Origin of the sequence: Leucobacter musarum subsp. musarum, assembly GCF_001273845.1 — a bacterium.
In the GTDB taxonomy this organism is placed as follows: domain Bacteria; phylum Actinomycetota; class Actinomycetes; order Actinomycetales; family Microbacteriaceae; genus Leucobacter; species Leucobacter musarum.
Window position 1 is genome coordinate 48,283 of sequence record NZ_JHBW01000062.1, and the last position, 15,718, is coordinate 64,000.

A 15,718-nucleotide genomic window follows, 5' to 3' on the forward strand; every position below is an offset into this window, starting at 1 on the left:
CGCGATGAGCGCGCACTCTCCGCAAGAGCGGCTGGATCGCCTGCGGTCGAGCATCGACAACATCGACGCGGCACTGGTGCACATGCTGGCCGAACGCTTTCGCTGCACCCAGGAGGTTGGGCAGCTGAAGGCCGAGCACGAGATGCCCGCCGCTGATCCCGGTCGTGAGGCGCGGCAGATCGAGCGGCTGCGATCGCTCGCTGCAGACGCCCACCTCGACCCCGAGTTTGCCGAGAAGTGGTTCAACTTCGTCGTCGCCGAGGTGATTCAGCACCACACGCAGATCGCCGACGAGCGCAATTCCGCATAGTTGCACTGCGGCGCGCTTGCGCATTATTCGAACATATGTTCGAATAATGACGTGAGGTGGAGCGGACAATCAGTGGCGGCGTCGTCAGATGACGGCGCGTTGCCCGGCATGGAAGTGGGGCAGCTCGCCGCACTCCCCGGGCACCTGCGCACCGTGCGCGCGCCCGAGTTCGCGGGCGCGGTGTTTCACGAGGTGCTCGCGAAAAGCGCACTGAATCGGGTGCCCGGCGCCTCATCGATGCCGTTCTCCTGGACGGTGAACCCCTATCGGGGCTGTTCGCACGCGTGCGTGTACTGCTTCGCGCGCGGATCGCACCGGTATCTCGACTTCGACACCGGTCGAGATTTCGATGCGCAGATCGTGGTGAAGGTGAACGTTGCCGAGGTGCTCGGGCGCGAACTGATGCGCCCGAGCTGGCAGCGCGAGTGCGTAGCGCTCGGCACCAATACCGACCCGTACCAGCGCGCCGAAGGCCGGTATCGGCTGATGCCCGGCATCATCGCGGCGCTCGCGCGCAGCGGTACACCCATGTCGATTCTGACGAAGGGCACGCTGTTGCGCCGTGATCTCCCGGCGCTGGCCGAGGCGAGTGATCGTGTGCCCGTCGAGCTCGCGATGTCGATCGCGGTCGGCGACGATGCGCTGCAGCGATCCATCGAGCCGGGCACCCCGTCGACGCGGGCGCGACTCGACACCATCGCCGCGGCACGCGATGCCGGTCTCATCCCAGACGTCTTTCTGATGCCGGTGCTGCCCGGCCTCACCGACGGGATCGCACAGTTGCGCCCGCTGCTGCGCGACATTCGCGACGCAGGGGCTCGATCGGTCGTGTACGGGGCGCTGCACCTGCGATCGCACGCGAAGCCGTGGTTTATGAGCTGGGTCGAACGCGAGCACCCCGAGTTGCTGCCGCTCTATCGCTCGCTCTACCCGGGCACGGCGAGCCGAGCACCGCAGGCCTACCGCATGGAACTCGCCGGCCGCATTCGACCGCTCATGCGCCAGTACGGGCTTGACCGCAGCGGATCGTCGCGATCCGTCACGATGCCGGGCCCGCGCGACGCCGTGACAACGCCCGGCGCACCTACCCCGACACTGTTCTGAAGCAGCGAGCAGAGTGGTGCGGGCGCGGAATCGGACGCGTCAGGCCGTTTGGCGTGTTTCCGCGTCGAGCGCCGCGCGGGCCCGAGTAATCGCGTCGAGCACTCGAACGCGTAGCGCATCGCCCCGCTCCGCGAATGCGCGTTGCAGCTGTGTGTACTCGCGCTTGCCCGCGGCGGTCTCGATCGCGACCGGAGTGAGGGAGTGCCCGTCGGTGCCGGAGAACGCGCTCACGTCGTAGGGCGAGGCCCGCATGTCGACCTCGCGAATGTCGCGTGCGAGTTCGAACGCGTCGAGCAGCACGTCGCCCGGCACGATCGGCCCCAGCTTGCCGGCCCACTTGTAGAGGTCCATGCCCGCGTGCAGGCAGCCCGACTGTTCGGTTTCGACCTGGTTCGCGCGCGTCGGCTGCATCGTGTTGAGCGGGTGCGCCTCGTCGGTGAAGAAGCGGTACGCGTCGAAATGCGAGCAGCCGATGGTGTGCGTCTCGACGACGGCATCGGTGGCGGCGTGACCGATGCGCAGCGGCAGTCGCGTGTGCCGCAACTGTTCGGGAGTCATTCGGTAGACCATCGCCCACTCGTGCAGCCCGAAGCAGCCGAAGCGCGGTGTGCGTTCGCGCGTCGCGGTGAGCAATTGTTCGATGTAGTCGACCGTGCCGCCGCGCTTTGCGAAGAAGGCGATGACGTCGACCGACGCGACGCCGCCCTCGACTCGGTAGTGGCGCCAGGAGGCGCGATCCGGAGCCTCAGAGAGAGACACCCCGGCCCCGGGATGCCAGCGGCGCAGCTCACTCGGCTTCACGGAGTAGTACGTCCAGAGAAAGTCTTCGACCGGGTGCGATTCACGCCGCAGGCGGCGATCGCGATGCGCAGCCGTGAGCGCGTCGGTGCGGGCCTCGTGCGCAGCGGCCCGGGGGTGCCAGTCGTCGAACAGGAGCGGAGCGGGGCGGGGCACCCAGCGAGTGTAACGCGGCGGGTGCGCTCAAGCCGCGGCCGAGATCACCCGCGGGTGAAAAGCCGGGTGAAGTCTTGCATGTTTACGCATGCGATAGGTCGACTCTCTGGTTGGGTTGAGGAGTTTGCGGCTCGCGCACGCGCGGATGCCGCTGGGGGTTCTGGGGTTGACCCGAACGCGCCCGATCGTCGCCGACCAGGCGCGCAGACGTGCGCGCGAGGGAGTACAGAACGCATCATGGTGGAAGCTGCAGTCGCACCGAAGCGCAATCGAATGGCGTCGCTGATCGCGGGGCTCGTTACCGGGGCGGTGGTTGCGGGATCGCTCGTCGCCGTCGGGGTCGGTGCGAATCAGGCGGCTGCGGCAGAGTGGGCTCCGACGGTCGAGGTGCAGAGCACCGGCACCGGCGGCAAGGGCTTCATTCTCGCGGGAGAAGACGCCAGCTTCCGTGTCAATGTGTCGAACCCGGCGAACGGAGGCGGCGGCAAGCAGTTCAACCTGGGGGTGTCGGCGCTACTGCCGCTTTCCGTGTCGTACGTGAGTGGCACTGCGGCGCCCACGAAAATCTACCGGGCCCTTGAGGAAGTGCCGAACGAGACGCGCACCGCGCCGGCGACGGCCGAGAGCTGCGCGGCGAGCGGACTCATTCCCGCCTCGACGCTGACACCTCCCGGCAAGGCCAACCGTTGCGCGGTGCCGGAGGGGCAGCAGCTGTGGGTGTGGTCGAACATCAATGATCTGCCCGAGGGCGGCACCGTGCCGCTCGACGTCACGGTGCGCCCCGATACCGGGACCTACCCGGTCGGCAGCACGATCAACTTTGATGCGACCGCCTACACGAGCAACGATCCTTCGCGTTTGCCCACGTTCGACGGATCGACGAGCAAGGCAGTCACCGCGACGCACTCCTCGAAGCCCGGCACCGATGCCGGGTTCACTCAGCCCGACGTGCGAGCGATTCGCGTGAGCAAGTCGGAGCCCAGCCCCGAAGACGAACTGCTGCGCGGTGTGCACTCGCACCCCACGGTGTACACGATCAAGATCGAGAACACCGGTCAGGCGCCGACCGAAGACGTGACCGTCGTCGACTACCTGCCTGCAGGGCTCGAGTTTCTCGGTACCGCAGGCGGCGACAACTCCGCGCCCGGCACAGGCGAGTACCTCGTGGACGGGCAGCCGATGCGCATGGGCGCTCAGCCACAACTGGCTTCGCCCGAGGCATCGCGCGTCGAGACCGTGCAGCTCGGGGCAGCCGAGGCGGCCCAGCTCGGCCTCGCCGGCGCGGGCGTCTACACCAAGGTCACCTGGGTGCTCGGGGCGCTGTCGGGCGGCAGCGCGCAGGTGCTGCCGACGGCGGCGGCGACGGCCGGCGTGAGCGAGTTGAAGTACTACGCCGCTGTGCCGCTGTTCGAGAACGCACTCTGGCAGGGAACTGCGCCCGCCGCCGAATCCGGTCTGCAGGGGGCGAACCTCGACAACAACACCGGGCCCTCGACGCGACACGGCTCGGAGAGCGCCTCGGCGCCCGCCAATGCGCAGGCTTTGGTGAACGCCGCGACGGCCTCGGGAGCCTTCACCGGCCCGGTGCTCGACGACAATGACGCCCTGCGCACGACCAGCGACTCGGATACCGAATCAGTTGATGCCGTCGATCTGCACGTGATCAAGAGCGTGCAGGAGGACGCCTTCAAGACGGGTGCGCTCGCCGAATACACGTTGAACGTGCGCACGAGCGAGTACGTCGACGCCGATGACATCCGTCTCACCGATGTCATTCCGAACGGTCTCTGCCCCGCCTTCCCGGCGCAGCAGACGCAGCCCAAGCTCAGCGTCACGACGAACGGCACGACAGCGCCCTACACCGATGCGGCCGAGTGGAGCCAGATTGTCACGCCCGGTTCAGCGTGCAACTACCCCAATACCGAGACCGGGGCGAACGTCAGCGACGCGACGGTTGAGTCGATCGACTTCAACGCGAGCACCGGCGCATTCACGGTCGTTTTCGCGGTCGCAGAGATGACGGCGAACGACCACGCCGAGGTGCGCTACACCCTGATGCAGCGCCCGAACTACACCGGGAGCAAGGGCAGCACGAGTTCGGGTGACCGGCTGACGAACCGGGTGTCGATCACCGGAACCACGACGTCAACCGCCGATATTGAGGCGACGCCAGGGCTGCCGGCGAAGGTGGGCGGCGAGCGCTATCCGCTCGACGACTCGAGCGCCACCATCTCGTCAAACTTCTCGCAGCTCGTGAAAGAGGTGCTCGATCGCGGCAAGACGATCGCAAACGCGCAGCCGGTGAATTGGAGTGCGGCCGCGCAGACCCCGTTTTCGCCCGGCGACCACGTCTGGTACCGCATTCAGGTGCCGTTCGCAGAGGGCATCGATACGCGCAACCCGGTACTCGATGATTACCTGCCCGAGGGCGTCGCGTTCGTCGGGGCGACATATGCATACTCCGGTATCACGGGCGTCGCTGATGCCGAGACCCCCGTCGATCGTTCGGCGCCGGGATTCCCCACCGCGTATATTCCCGAGCCGACGGTGTCTGGCAGCAGCCTCAGCTGGGAGCTCGGCGAGCGTCGCGGCGACTACCGTTTCATGCCGCTCGATAGCACGGTGACGGTCTACCTCGAAGGCGTGGTGCAGCAGCAGTCTGCATCGGCCGACGACGTCGACAGCCCCGCGAACCATGCCAAGTACCAGCAGGTGAATGTCGATGGTGACCTCACCTTCTTGCGCGACGACGCGACCGTCACTCTCGACTGGGGCGCGACGCTGCAGAAGAACGTGAAGTCGATCGGCGATGGCGCATCGCGCACCTTCGGACAGGAGGGGCCCGCCGCCGGCGAGATCGTGCGCCAGGGCGATGCAGTGACGTATCGCATCGATGTGACCGCACCGCAGAACACCACCGACGATTACGTGATCTGGGACGTGCTGCCGAAGGGCGTGCGCGCCGCTGACGTTTCGGCGTTCACCGCCGCGACCTACGACGGTGCTGCGGCGAGCTCCGGCACTGGCGAGACGCCGCTCGCTTCGGGCGACTTCACTGCCCTCGCGACCGACAGCCCGGCCGGCTCGCCGCAGTTGAGCGCGGCCTACGCCGGGCGATCCGTCATCGTCTGGAAGATCTCGAAGGACATCGCCGGATCGACTGCTGCCGCGGGCTCGACGCCGGGGGTCACTCGCGGGTTCACCGTGGGCTATACGCTCACCGTGCCTGCCGGATCCGCCGATGGCGGGGACGCCGCGCAGATCACGCAGAGCTTCGAGAATACGGCGGGCATCGTCAGCTACGAGATCCCGAACCCGGGCACGGAAGGTGCGACAACGGTCGTGCCGCAGCGCGAGGGCGGCGGGCAGCAGCTCACCGATCGCGCGCCGGATACGAACGCCGGTGAGATCGGTTTCGATGACACCGACACCTTCGATTCCGCAGAGGTGCACCTGCCCGATGTCTCGGTCGCGAAGAAACTCGTCTCGACCGAGATCGCCGGCAGCGGCACCACGCCGACCGACGCGAATAACGGTGCTGGGGCGATCGTGCAGGGCGAGTACGCGACCTTTGAATACGCGGTGACGATTCCGGCGAAGACGACCGTGGCGAACGCGACTCTTTCGGACCGCGGCGTGCTCACCAACACGTCGGGCCAGAACGTTGATACGCACTACCGGGCCGGAAGCGCGCGCTTCTTCGGCCCCGGCAATACGAGCGAGACCGCGGATTCCTGCGGCAGCGGAACGCTCGCCGGATTCACCTGCGATGATGACGCGCGTGCCACACTCGCATTCCCGGCGAGCTACACGAACGCGACGAACGCCGACCAGACGTTCCGAGTACAGGCGACGTACTGGGTCGGTCAGACGAACCCCGGTCAGCTCACCAACCGTGCCACGTTTGCCACCGACAACCCGAACGGTGGAGCGCAGATCACGCACGCTGCCAACGCCACCGTCGACTCTGTCACTCCCGCGCTCTCGGTGACGAAGACGTCTGATGCGACGGGGCCGGTGGCCGCGGACGCTCTGGTCACCTACAAGATTGTGGTGGGAACCGGGGCGTCGTCGCCGAAGAGCTACGACAACGTGGTGCGCGACGACGTTCCCGAGGGGCTGCACGTGGTCGCGGGGTCGTTCCGCGTCAACGGGGACCCGATCGCTGACGACGCGGTCTCTGTTGCGGCCGGGGCACTCGCCGGAGATGGCGGGCGGATCACCTGGACGCACGCGCAGATCCCCGCGCTCGCCGAGGTGCGACCCGCAGTCGAATTGACCTATCAGGCCACCATCGATCCCGCTGCCGGTGCCGGTCAGGAATACGTCAATACCGCCGCAGTTGCGGGAGCGACGCTGCCTGCCGCGATCCAGCCCGATGCGGAGCGCAGTGGCGACCTCTCGGCGCAGACCACCGCAACGATCAAGACCGACACCGCAGGCGTGACCAAGCGCGTGCGCTCTGCGGGTTCGACCGCGTTCTCGGAGAGCATCAGCGCACCCGTGGGTACCACGGCGGAGTACGAAGTGCGCGTCGAGCTGAAGCCCAGTATTAATTACTACAGCGTGCGCATCGATGACTCGGGTTTGAAAACCAGCCAGCCGATCACCGGCGTCCAGGTCTCGATCGAGTCGGGCAATACCTCGACCGACGACACGGCTAACTGGTCGTTGCAGACCACCGGGGCGGACTCGCGCTCGTGGACCTACACCGCAAATGGTGGCACGATCGCGAGCAATGCGAGCACGCGCTTCATCGTGCTGCGCTACAACGTCGTCGTCACGAAGGACATGGTCGCGAGCAATGCGGTCGCGAACACGGCGAATTTCCGTTGGAAGGCGAGCACCGCGCAAAACGCCATTCTGCAGAACCTCGACGATGACGCGAACGTCAGCATTCTGCGACCGACCCTGGGCCTCACGAAGGGTGTGCGCATCGCAGGAACAACTGGTTCGTATGCGACATCCGTGAATGCGGATGTGGATCAACGCCTCGAGTACCGGGTCCGCGCCACGAACGCGAACAGCGCCTCGAGCAGTGCGGCGTACAACGCGACGTTCACCGACCAGCTGCCGGCCGGCATCGTGCTCGACGCGTCGTCATTCACGCTCGATGGAGTTGCCGCGCCGGCGGGGGCCGTGCAGGTCGACGGGCGCACGATCACGTGGACGATTGCCGGCCCGCTGCAGCCGGGCGCGACCTCGACGCTGGGGTACCAGGCAACGCTCGCCGCATCAGCGCAGTTGACGGCCTCAGCGCAGCAGAACACGGCGAAGATCTCGGAGTACTTCTCGTACACGACCCCCGAGGCCGAACGCTTCACGTCGACGTCTCAGGCGCAGGCGAATGTCACGCCGAAGTTCCCGAAGATCGCGCTCACCAAGGCGGCCGCGGCGAGCCCCGCGAACGCGTATGCCGGTGAGCCCTTCGAATGGGTGGTCACCGCGACGAACACGGGCAACGGCGGTGCCCAGCGCATCACGCTCTCGGACGCGCTGCCGAAGAACTGGGAGTTCGACCGGGTGATCAGCGTGACCGGAGCGACTGCCGCGACGCAGCCGTCGGCCGGCGCTACCGGCACCATCGAGTGGACGTTCGGCGCCGATGCGGTGAGCGGTGCGCCCGCTGCAGTGCTGGCTCCGGGCGCGAAGATCGAAATCCACTACACGGCGATTCCGAAGGACCCCGAGGCGATTTCCGACCCCGGCACCGCGCGTGCGCACACCAACACGGTCAGCGCCAGCGTGACCGACCGCCGCGGCGAGACCCGGAACCAGACGGCAACCTACGCCGGCGATCCGAAGTCCGCAGACGCGCGAATCGGCGAAGCCGACCTGCTGCTTGAGAAGGATGCGATCGGTGGCGTCACCGAGAGTGGAGCTGCGCAGTTCGATGCAGAAGCTGGAGCGTGGATCCCGGGCGCGAGTGCCTCGACCGCGTACGCGCAGCCGCAGTGGCGCATCACGGTGAAGAATGCTGGCACGAGTGACGGCTACGGCCCCTTCGTGATCTCCGATACGGTGACACAACCGGTCGGTGTCACGACGGGCGCGTTCACCGCTCGGTACTACTCCGGAAGTACTGACGTGGTCGGTACCCCGTTGGCGGTCGCGACCGACGGCGCGGGAAAGCTGACGGTGGGAACACGCTCGACGTTCCTCAAAACCGGATCGGCCGATCGGATCGTGCTGACCGCGAATGTGGACATTGCTGCGACTGCGACCGCGACGGTGGATCAGCTCGCGAACACGGCGACCGTCACGGGCCGCACGTACGAGAACCCGTCGAACCTCGGCAACAACACGGATGACGCGAGCCGAGAGCTCACGCCCGTGGCCGATCTCGCCATCGCCAAGACGGTGAATTCGTCGACCGTTGTCGTCGGCTCCCCGGTGACCTGGGGCATCACGGTGCGTAACAATGGGCCGTCGGTCTCCGCCGCGACGACCGGCGCACCGATCACGATCACGGACACGGTGCCCGAGGGCGTGACGGGAGTGACCGCGACGAGCACGAGCGACTGGACTGTCTCGCTCGCCGATGGCAGTCCGCTGCCGGAGGGTGGGGTCGATCCGGGCACCGAGCTCACCTGGACCTACACCGGAGCGACGCTGCCCCTCGGCGCATCCTCGCAGGTGACGCTGACGGGAACGATCCTCACCGCGCACACCGGTGAGCTCGTGAACGTCGCGACCGTGCACCCGGGCGCGACGCCCGAGCCCGCGAACGCAACCGCGAATAACAGCGCGGAGGTCAGCGTCACCCCCGACGACAGCACCACGCTCGCCGTGACCAAGACGCGAGTCGTGAATGATGACGGCGACTGGCGCCCGGCCACCGAGAGCGAGCCCTACGTGCCCGGCTCTCCCGTGAGCTACCTGGTGCGCATCGCGAACCACGGCCCGGCCGACGCTCGCAACGTGCACGCCGTCGATCAGCGGCCTGCGGGCCTGACCTACGCGAGCCACGAAGGGCTCGACGAGACCGCCTGGACCGACGCGCACGACTCGAGCGCCGACACCTTCACGCTCAACGGCACCCAGGCGCCCGGCACGACGGTCGGCTTCGTCGTGACGTACGACACGGCGTCGACATCGATCAACGGCGCGCAGATCACGAATACCGTGACGGCGCACGCCGATAACTCGACGAACGACCCCGATGCGAGCAGCGTCAGCGACGCCGAGCGCAACGCCGATCTCTCGATCGCGAAGTCGCACGTGCTCCCCGACGGTGCGACTGCGGCGGCAGCCGGTTCCACGTTCACCTATGTGCTCACCGTGACGAACGAGGGGCCGAGCGACGCCTCGGCCGAGATCGACGTGGTCGACGAGCTGCCCGTGGGTCTGAGCTATGCCGGTGGCGCGCAACTCGCCTTCGGCGGCGCGACGACGGCATTCGAACCCACTGTGGAGGGCCAGACGTTGTCGTGGAGGAACCTCACCTCGAACGCCGATCTGCCGAACTCGGGGACCGCGATTATCACCTTCTCGGTGACCGCCGACCCGACGCTCGGTGCGCAGTCGCTCGTGAATACGGCGAGCGTGCAGAGCGACGACGACACCGACCCGGGCAATGACGTCGCCACCGATACCGTCGATATCGTGCGTGAGGCCACGATGCGCATCGAGAAGCGCGCAGCTGCCGAGACCGGCATCGCCGGTGGCGAGATGCAGTACGAGCTCACCGTCACGAACGATGGGCCCTCGGCCGCTCCGGCGATGGTCGCCGATGCGCTGCCGTCGGGCATGTCGCTCGTATCGATCTCCGGCGATGGCTGGGATTGCAGCGCATCGAACGCCGGGTCGCAGAGCGCCCAGTGCGAATACACCGATGCCAATGGTCTGCTCGCGGTCGGATCGCCCACGGTCGTCACCGTGACGGCGGCGATCGCACCGACCGTGCTCGACGGCACCGAGCTGGTGAACACCGCAACGGTGACCTGGAGCGACACCGCGGGCTCGCATTCCGACGACGAGGCAGCGATCACGGTGCGCGCCGAGGCAGATCTCGGTCTCGAAAAGATGGTCATCGACGGGGCCGGCGGCAAGACCGTCGACCCGGGTACCGGGGTGGCCGGCACCTCGGTCTGGTTCCGGTTGCAGGCTCACAACTACGGCGCGAGTGACGCCGCGGGGCCGGTCGTCGTGACCGACACGCTGCCACTGGGCGTGACGGTGCCCGCGTCGCTCACGCAGGCTGGCGAGTGGCAGGTCTCGGCGACGGAGGCAGACCCCGCCACCCCGCAGATCGTCACGTTCACACTCGCATCGGGCCTCGCAGCCGACACCGCTGGCGACCCAGACCGCGGCGTGGCTCCGGTCATCGAGTTCGAGGCGCAGCTCGCCTCGACACTCTCGGGCACGATCACGAATACTGCCGTGGTGGCTTCGGCCACAGCGGAGCCCGTGGACGACCCCCATTCGAACGAGGCCTCGGCCGACATCGCGCTCGTACGCACTGCGGAACTCGGATTCGAGAAATCGCACGTTGCCACGGAAAGCGACGCGTACCGCATCGGCGACGAAGTCACCTTCGTGTTCGACGCGACCAACGAGGGCCCGTCGGCGGTCTACGGTGTGACGCTGACGGACACGCTGCCCGCCGGTCTCAGCTATGTCGATGGCACGCTGTCGGGCGACGGTTGGGCGTTTGACTCGGCGACGGAGCACGCAGACGGCTCCACGACCGTTGTGGCCGCGTACGCGCGTACCGTGCTGCCCGGTGAAGCTGTGCCGACTGCGCGCCTGACGGCAACCGTCACGGTGGAGATCGGCACTGCCGATGAGGTGACGAACTCGGCTCAGGTCGTACCCGACACCGACGATCCGCGCGCTGCGGAAGACGATGATCAGGTGACGGTCGTGCCGCTCGCCGACCTGCAGGTGCGCAAGTCGGTCGAGAACACCATCCTCGACGAGGCGGTGACCGCCGGTAAGCCGCTGACGTGGATCATCGCGCCGCGCAACGCCGGCCCATCGGTATCGCTGAACTCGTCGGCCGACCCGATCACGCTCATCGACCGTCTGCCTGCGGGCATTCACGGTGTCGCCGATCCGTCGACCGAACTCTGGACCGCCACCGTGACGCGAGCCGGTGCCCCCTCGACGTTCCCGGCGCGCGCCGGAGATGTCGTGACCTGGACACTGGACCCGAGCGTCTCGGAGTTCCCGGTCGGCACCGATGCACTCGCCGACCCCACGCTCACCCGATTCGATATTCGCATTGCGGGCGACATCGACGCGGGCTGGACCAGCGGCGACATCACCAACTCGGTCGATATCGTGGCCGGAAAGACGGTCGACCCCGATCAGCCGAACAACGTCGATCAGGTGACGGTCGCTCCCGGTGACGACACGTCGCTGCGCGTCGATAAGACGCGCGTCGTGCGCGTCGACGATGCGTGGGTGACCGCCGTCGATCAGGATCCCGTGCCCGTCTTCCAGCCCGGCGATGATGTGAGCTACCGCGTCACCGTCGTGAATGACGGGCCCGCGGACGCCCGCGACGTGAGCGTCGTGGATGAAGTGCCCGAGGGGCTGAGCTACCGCTCCCACGAGTCCGAGGGCGTGAGTGACTGGGCGCACACGGCGGGCGGCACCAGCAGCGCCGGCACCCGACCCGACTGGGATACGTTCTCGCTGAGCGGCTCGCAGCAGGTGGGCGCGGACGCGGCGCGATCGTTCGTGGTCACCTATCGCACCGACCCGGCCATGCCGAACGGCGATTCGTTCACCAACTCCGTGGAGGCGACGGCGACCAACTGGGTCGTCGGCGACGGCGATCCGGGTCGTGCACGCGACGACGATCACATCGCGTCGACGCGCAGCGCTGATCTCGAGATCACGAAGACGCACGTCGTGCCCGAAGCGGGGGCCGCGATCGCGGGCGAGACGGTGACGTACGAGCTGGTCGTCGAGAATCACGGTCCGAGCGTCTCGAGCCCCTCGATCGACATCAGCGACGTGTTGCCTGAAGGCCTGAGCTACGTCGCAGACTCGTCGACGATCTCGATCGACGACTCCGAACCGGTGCCATTCGCACCCGTCGTCGACGGACGCGGACTCACCTGGGTGAACACGACCGCTGATGCGACCCTCGCGCCTGGGGCACAGATCGTCGTGCGTTTCGACGCGCTGATCGATGCTTCCTACGAGCAGAGCACGTCGGCGGTGAATACGGCGACCGTTGCCGGCCCTGACGACCACAACCCGTTGAACGACATCGATACCGATGCCGTGGACGTTGACGGATCAGCCGATCTCGCACTCACCAAGCGCGTGCAGACGTCAGTCGACGACATTTCGGCGGGCAAGACGGTGACCTGGGTCATCGAACCCCGTAATCTCGGACCGTCGATCTCGGTGAGCTCTGACGCGACGCCCATCACCGTGACCGACACGTTGCCCGCAGGAATTCGTGCACTCGCTTCGGATCCGTCGAACGACTTGTGGCACGCGACGGTGTCGAACGACGGAGGCTGGAGCGCCGCGACCGCAGGTGACACGGTGACGTGGACGTATCTCGGTGCGTCGATCCTTGTGGGAGCGACGCCGGATATCGAGTTGACGGCGGTCGTCGATCCGGCGTGGACCAGTGGCACGATCACGAATACGGCCGCGGTCGACGCGGGCGGCACCCCCGACCCGAACACCGAGAACAACCAGAACGGGGTGCAGATCACCTCGCCCGGCGACGCGACCGCAATCTCGCTCGCAAAGCACCGCGTCGTGCAGCAGAACGGGGTCTGGATCGGAGCCGCGGAGACCGATCGAGTAGTTCCCGGCACGGAGGTCTCGTATCGCTTCACCGCGCTGAACGAGGGGCCGGCCGATGCCCGTGCCGTGCGGGTCGTTGACCGTGTGCCGGCCGGGCTGACCTACCAGTCATTCGTCAGCGAGACCGGAGAGTGGTCACGCACCGCGGGTGGGGCGGATGAGACGGGCGCGACGAACGCGGCGTGGGACACGTTCGAGCTCTCGGGTACCCAGCAGGTCGGCCAGGAGCACGCACGCTCATTCGTCGTCACGTACTCGACGGATCCCGCCCTTGACGTCACCCAGCCGCTGGTAAATACGGCTGAGGCGACCGCTGAGAACGCCGTGGATCCAGCCGAGGCAGTCGATTCGAGCGATCAGTCGGCGAGCGCCGACCTGTCGATCGTGAAGACGAGCGATCAGGATCGCGTGAACGCTGGGGGCACGATCGCCTACCGTCTGCTCGTCTCCAACGAGGGCCCGAGCGTCTCTCGCGGCCCCATCGACATCGTGGACGCGCTGCCGACCGGCCTGCACTACGTGCCTGGCAGCGCGCGGGTTGCCGTGGCGTCTGGCGACGTGCAATCGACTGAACCGCGCATTGAAGCCGTGTCGGGCGCCGAGCGGTTGACGTGGACGCCGGTCGACGGTGGGGCGAGCCTCGCCGTGGACGACACCATTGCGGTCGACCTGCAGGTGCGCGTGGACGACACGCTCTTCTCAGCCCAGGGCGTCACGAATGTCGCATCGGTGCGTTCGGACGACGACGCGAACCCGGCGAACAACGTCGCCGACGCGACCGTGGTCATCGACCCCGTAGCGACGCTCGTGGTTGAGAAGACCGCGGTGGGCGACTTCCAGGTCGGCGGAACGGGCGAATACCGCATCACCGTCGAGAACCAGGGCCCCACTGCGGACCCCGGCCCGATCACGGTGATCGATCAACTGCCCGATGGGCTGCGGTTCGCTTCGTCGCCGTCTGCCGAGGTCTCCGTCGACGGACAGCGCGTTGCCTGGACGATCGAGCACGGGTTGCAGGTGGGCGAGCGCGCGGAGTTCACGCTGTTCGTGCACGTGGATCAGGGGGCCTACCCATCGGTGACGAACACGGTCACCGTATCGAGTCAGACCACGCAGACCGATGGAGCTCGGTTGACCGACGACGCCACCGTCGAGGTGCGCGCCGCTGACGGGCTGGCGACGACGGGAGGCGACGCGGCACCCCTGGCTGCGCTGGCAGCCTTGCTCCTCCTGGTCGGTGGAGCGGTCGCCCTGATGCTCGCTCGCCGCCGTCGTGGTCGAGCCGCCGCTGAGGTGACGACCGCCTAGTCGTCGGACTCCCGGCCTCGGAGCCGATCGATCTCGCGCCGTTCGCGCTTGGTCGGTCGGCCCGCGCCGCGATCCCGAATGATTTCGGCGGGCCGCTCGACGCGAGGCGGCGGGGGCGGCGTGAGATCTTCGAAGTGCTTCGCCGCTTCGGCAGCGCTGCCCCGGCGCACGGGCAGGCCGGTCGCGCGGTAGATCGTGTCGAAGCCGTGCTGACGCACGCGCACCTCGTCGCCGATGCGCACCGGCTGGGCGGCCTTCGCGGTCACACCGTTGACACGGACGTGGCCGGCGCGGCACGCCGTCGTCGCCTGGCTGCGGGTCTTTGCGAGGCGCACGCCCCAGACCCAGGTGTCTACCCGTACGCTCTCGCCCGCCATAGACTCGATCGTAGTCGGCGCTGTCGGGGCGCTGCATGAGATCGAGGGGCTATGGAGTACGAGACGATCGTCACGGCCGTGGACGCCGAGCAGGAGATCTCGCGCTCCCGGTTTCTGGTGCGGCTCGAACGCGTCGCCGATGAGGCCGAAGCACGCGAGGTGATCGCCCGGGTACGCGCCGAGCATCCGCGCGCCCGCCACCATTGCTCAGCGTTCGTGCTGGGGCCAGACGGGCGTGTGCAGCGCTCGAACGACGACGGTGAGCCCAGCGGTACGGCGGGCGCTCCCATGCTCGATGCGCTGGTTTCGGCGGGGCTCAGTGACGTCGTCGCTGTCGTCACTCGCTACTTCGGCGGTGTGCTGCTGGGGGCAGGTGGCCTGACCCGCGCGTATCGCTCGAGCGTCGCGAGCGCCACGCAGCGGGCGCGACGTCAGCCGCGCGGGCTGCGACGATCCGTCACCGTGCACTGCGCCTACGACATCGCGCCGCAGATCGAGGCCGAGGCGCGTCGTCGCGGGTACGGGATCGGCTCGGCCGAGTACACCGATCGCGTGGCGCAGCGCTTCGCGCTCGCTGAAGACGAGGTGTCTAGGCTCGCCGCACTCGCCGCCGAGGTGAGTGCCGGTTCGGCCGAACTCGAGACGGGTGCCGCCGAGTACGTCGACCTGGAACGCCCGGTCGGCGCTGCGCGGTAGTCGAGGGCGCGCGCCTGTTGCACGTCTCGGGCACGAAAAAGCCCCCGGTAGCCTGGGGGACAGGTCCGGGGGCATGCCTCCCGCGTGGTAGGGGAAGTACCGTTGCGGGAGATGGTTTGAACTCGGGGGAACGAATCTTCAACCACTGAAGAGCTTATGCGTCGTGTGCCGACCGTGGGTGTGATTCACC

At 67.5% G+C, this 15,718-nt stretch carries 6 protein-coding genes; 4 read left to right on the top strand and 2 right to left on the bottom strand.

Annotated features, from left to right (window positions below):
- Positions 1-4: 4 nt before the first annotated feature.
- Positions 5-310 carry a chorismate mutase gene (locus CH42_RS00455; protein ID WP_053351254.1) on the top strand — a complete coding sequence of 102 codons (306 nt, stop codon included), beginning with the start codon at positions 5-7 and terminating at the stop codon, positions 308-310.
- 51 nt (positions 311-361) lie between these two features.
- A complete protein-coding gene (locus tag CH42_RS00460) occupies positions 362-1,414 on the top strand; it encodes an Rv2578c family radical SAM protein (RefSeq protein ID WP_053351255.1) in 1,053 nt (350 codons plus the stop codon).
- A 39-nt stretch (positions 1,415-1,453) separates the two neighbouring features.
- On the opposite strand, the gene CH42_RS00465 is transcribed toward CH42_RS00460, so the two are convergent.
- Positions 1,454-2,368: a hypothetical protein gene (locus tag CH42_RS00465; RefSeq protein ID WP_053351256.1), complete on the bottom strand. Its 915-nt coding sequence runs from the start codon at positions 2,366-2,368 to the stop codon at positions 1,454-1,456.
- 237 nt (positions 2,369-2,605) lie between these two features.
- Here CH42_RS00465 and CH42_RS00470 point away from each other — a divergent pair, with 237 nt between their 5' ends.
- Complete coding sequence (locus tag CH42_RS00470; protein ID WP_162231047.1) at positions 2,606-14,455, top strand: isopeptide-forming domain-containing fimbrial protein; 11,850 nt, start codon at positions 2,606-2,608, stop codon at positions 14,453-14,455.
- On the opposite strand, the gene CH42_RS00475 is transcribed toward CH42_RS00470, so the two are convergent.
- Entirely contained in the window at positions 14,452-14,832 is a 381-nt protein-coding gene (locus CH42_RS00475) for an RNA-binding S4 domain-containing protein (RefSeq protein ID WP_053351258.1), read from the bottom strand. The genes CH42_RS00470 and CH42_RS00475 overlap by 4 nt on opposite strands.
- Before the next feature lie 51 nt (positions 14,833-14,883).
- Between CH42_RS00475 and CH42_RS00480 the strand changes: the two genes are divergently transcribed.
- On the top strand, positions 14,884-15,528 hold the full coding sequence (locus tag CH42_RS00480; protein WP_053351259.1) for a YigZ family protein: 645 nt from the start codon (positions 14,884-14,886) through the stop codon (positions 15,526-15,528).
- The last annotated feature ends 190 nt before the right edge of the window (positions 15,529-15,718 follow it).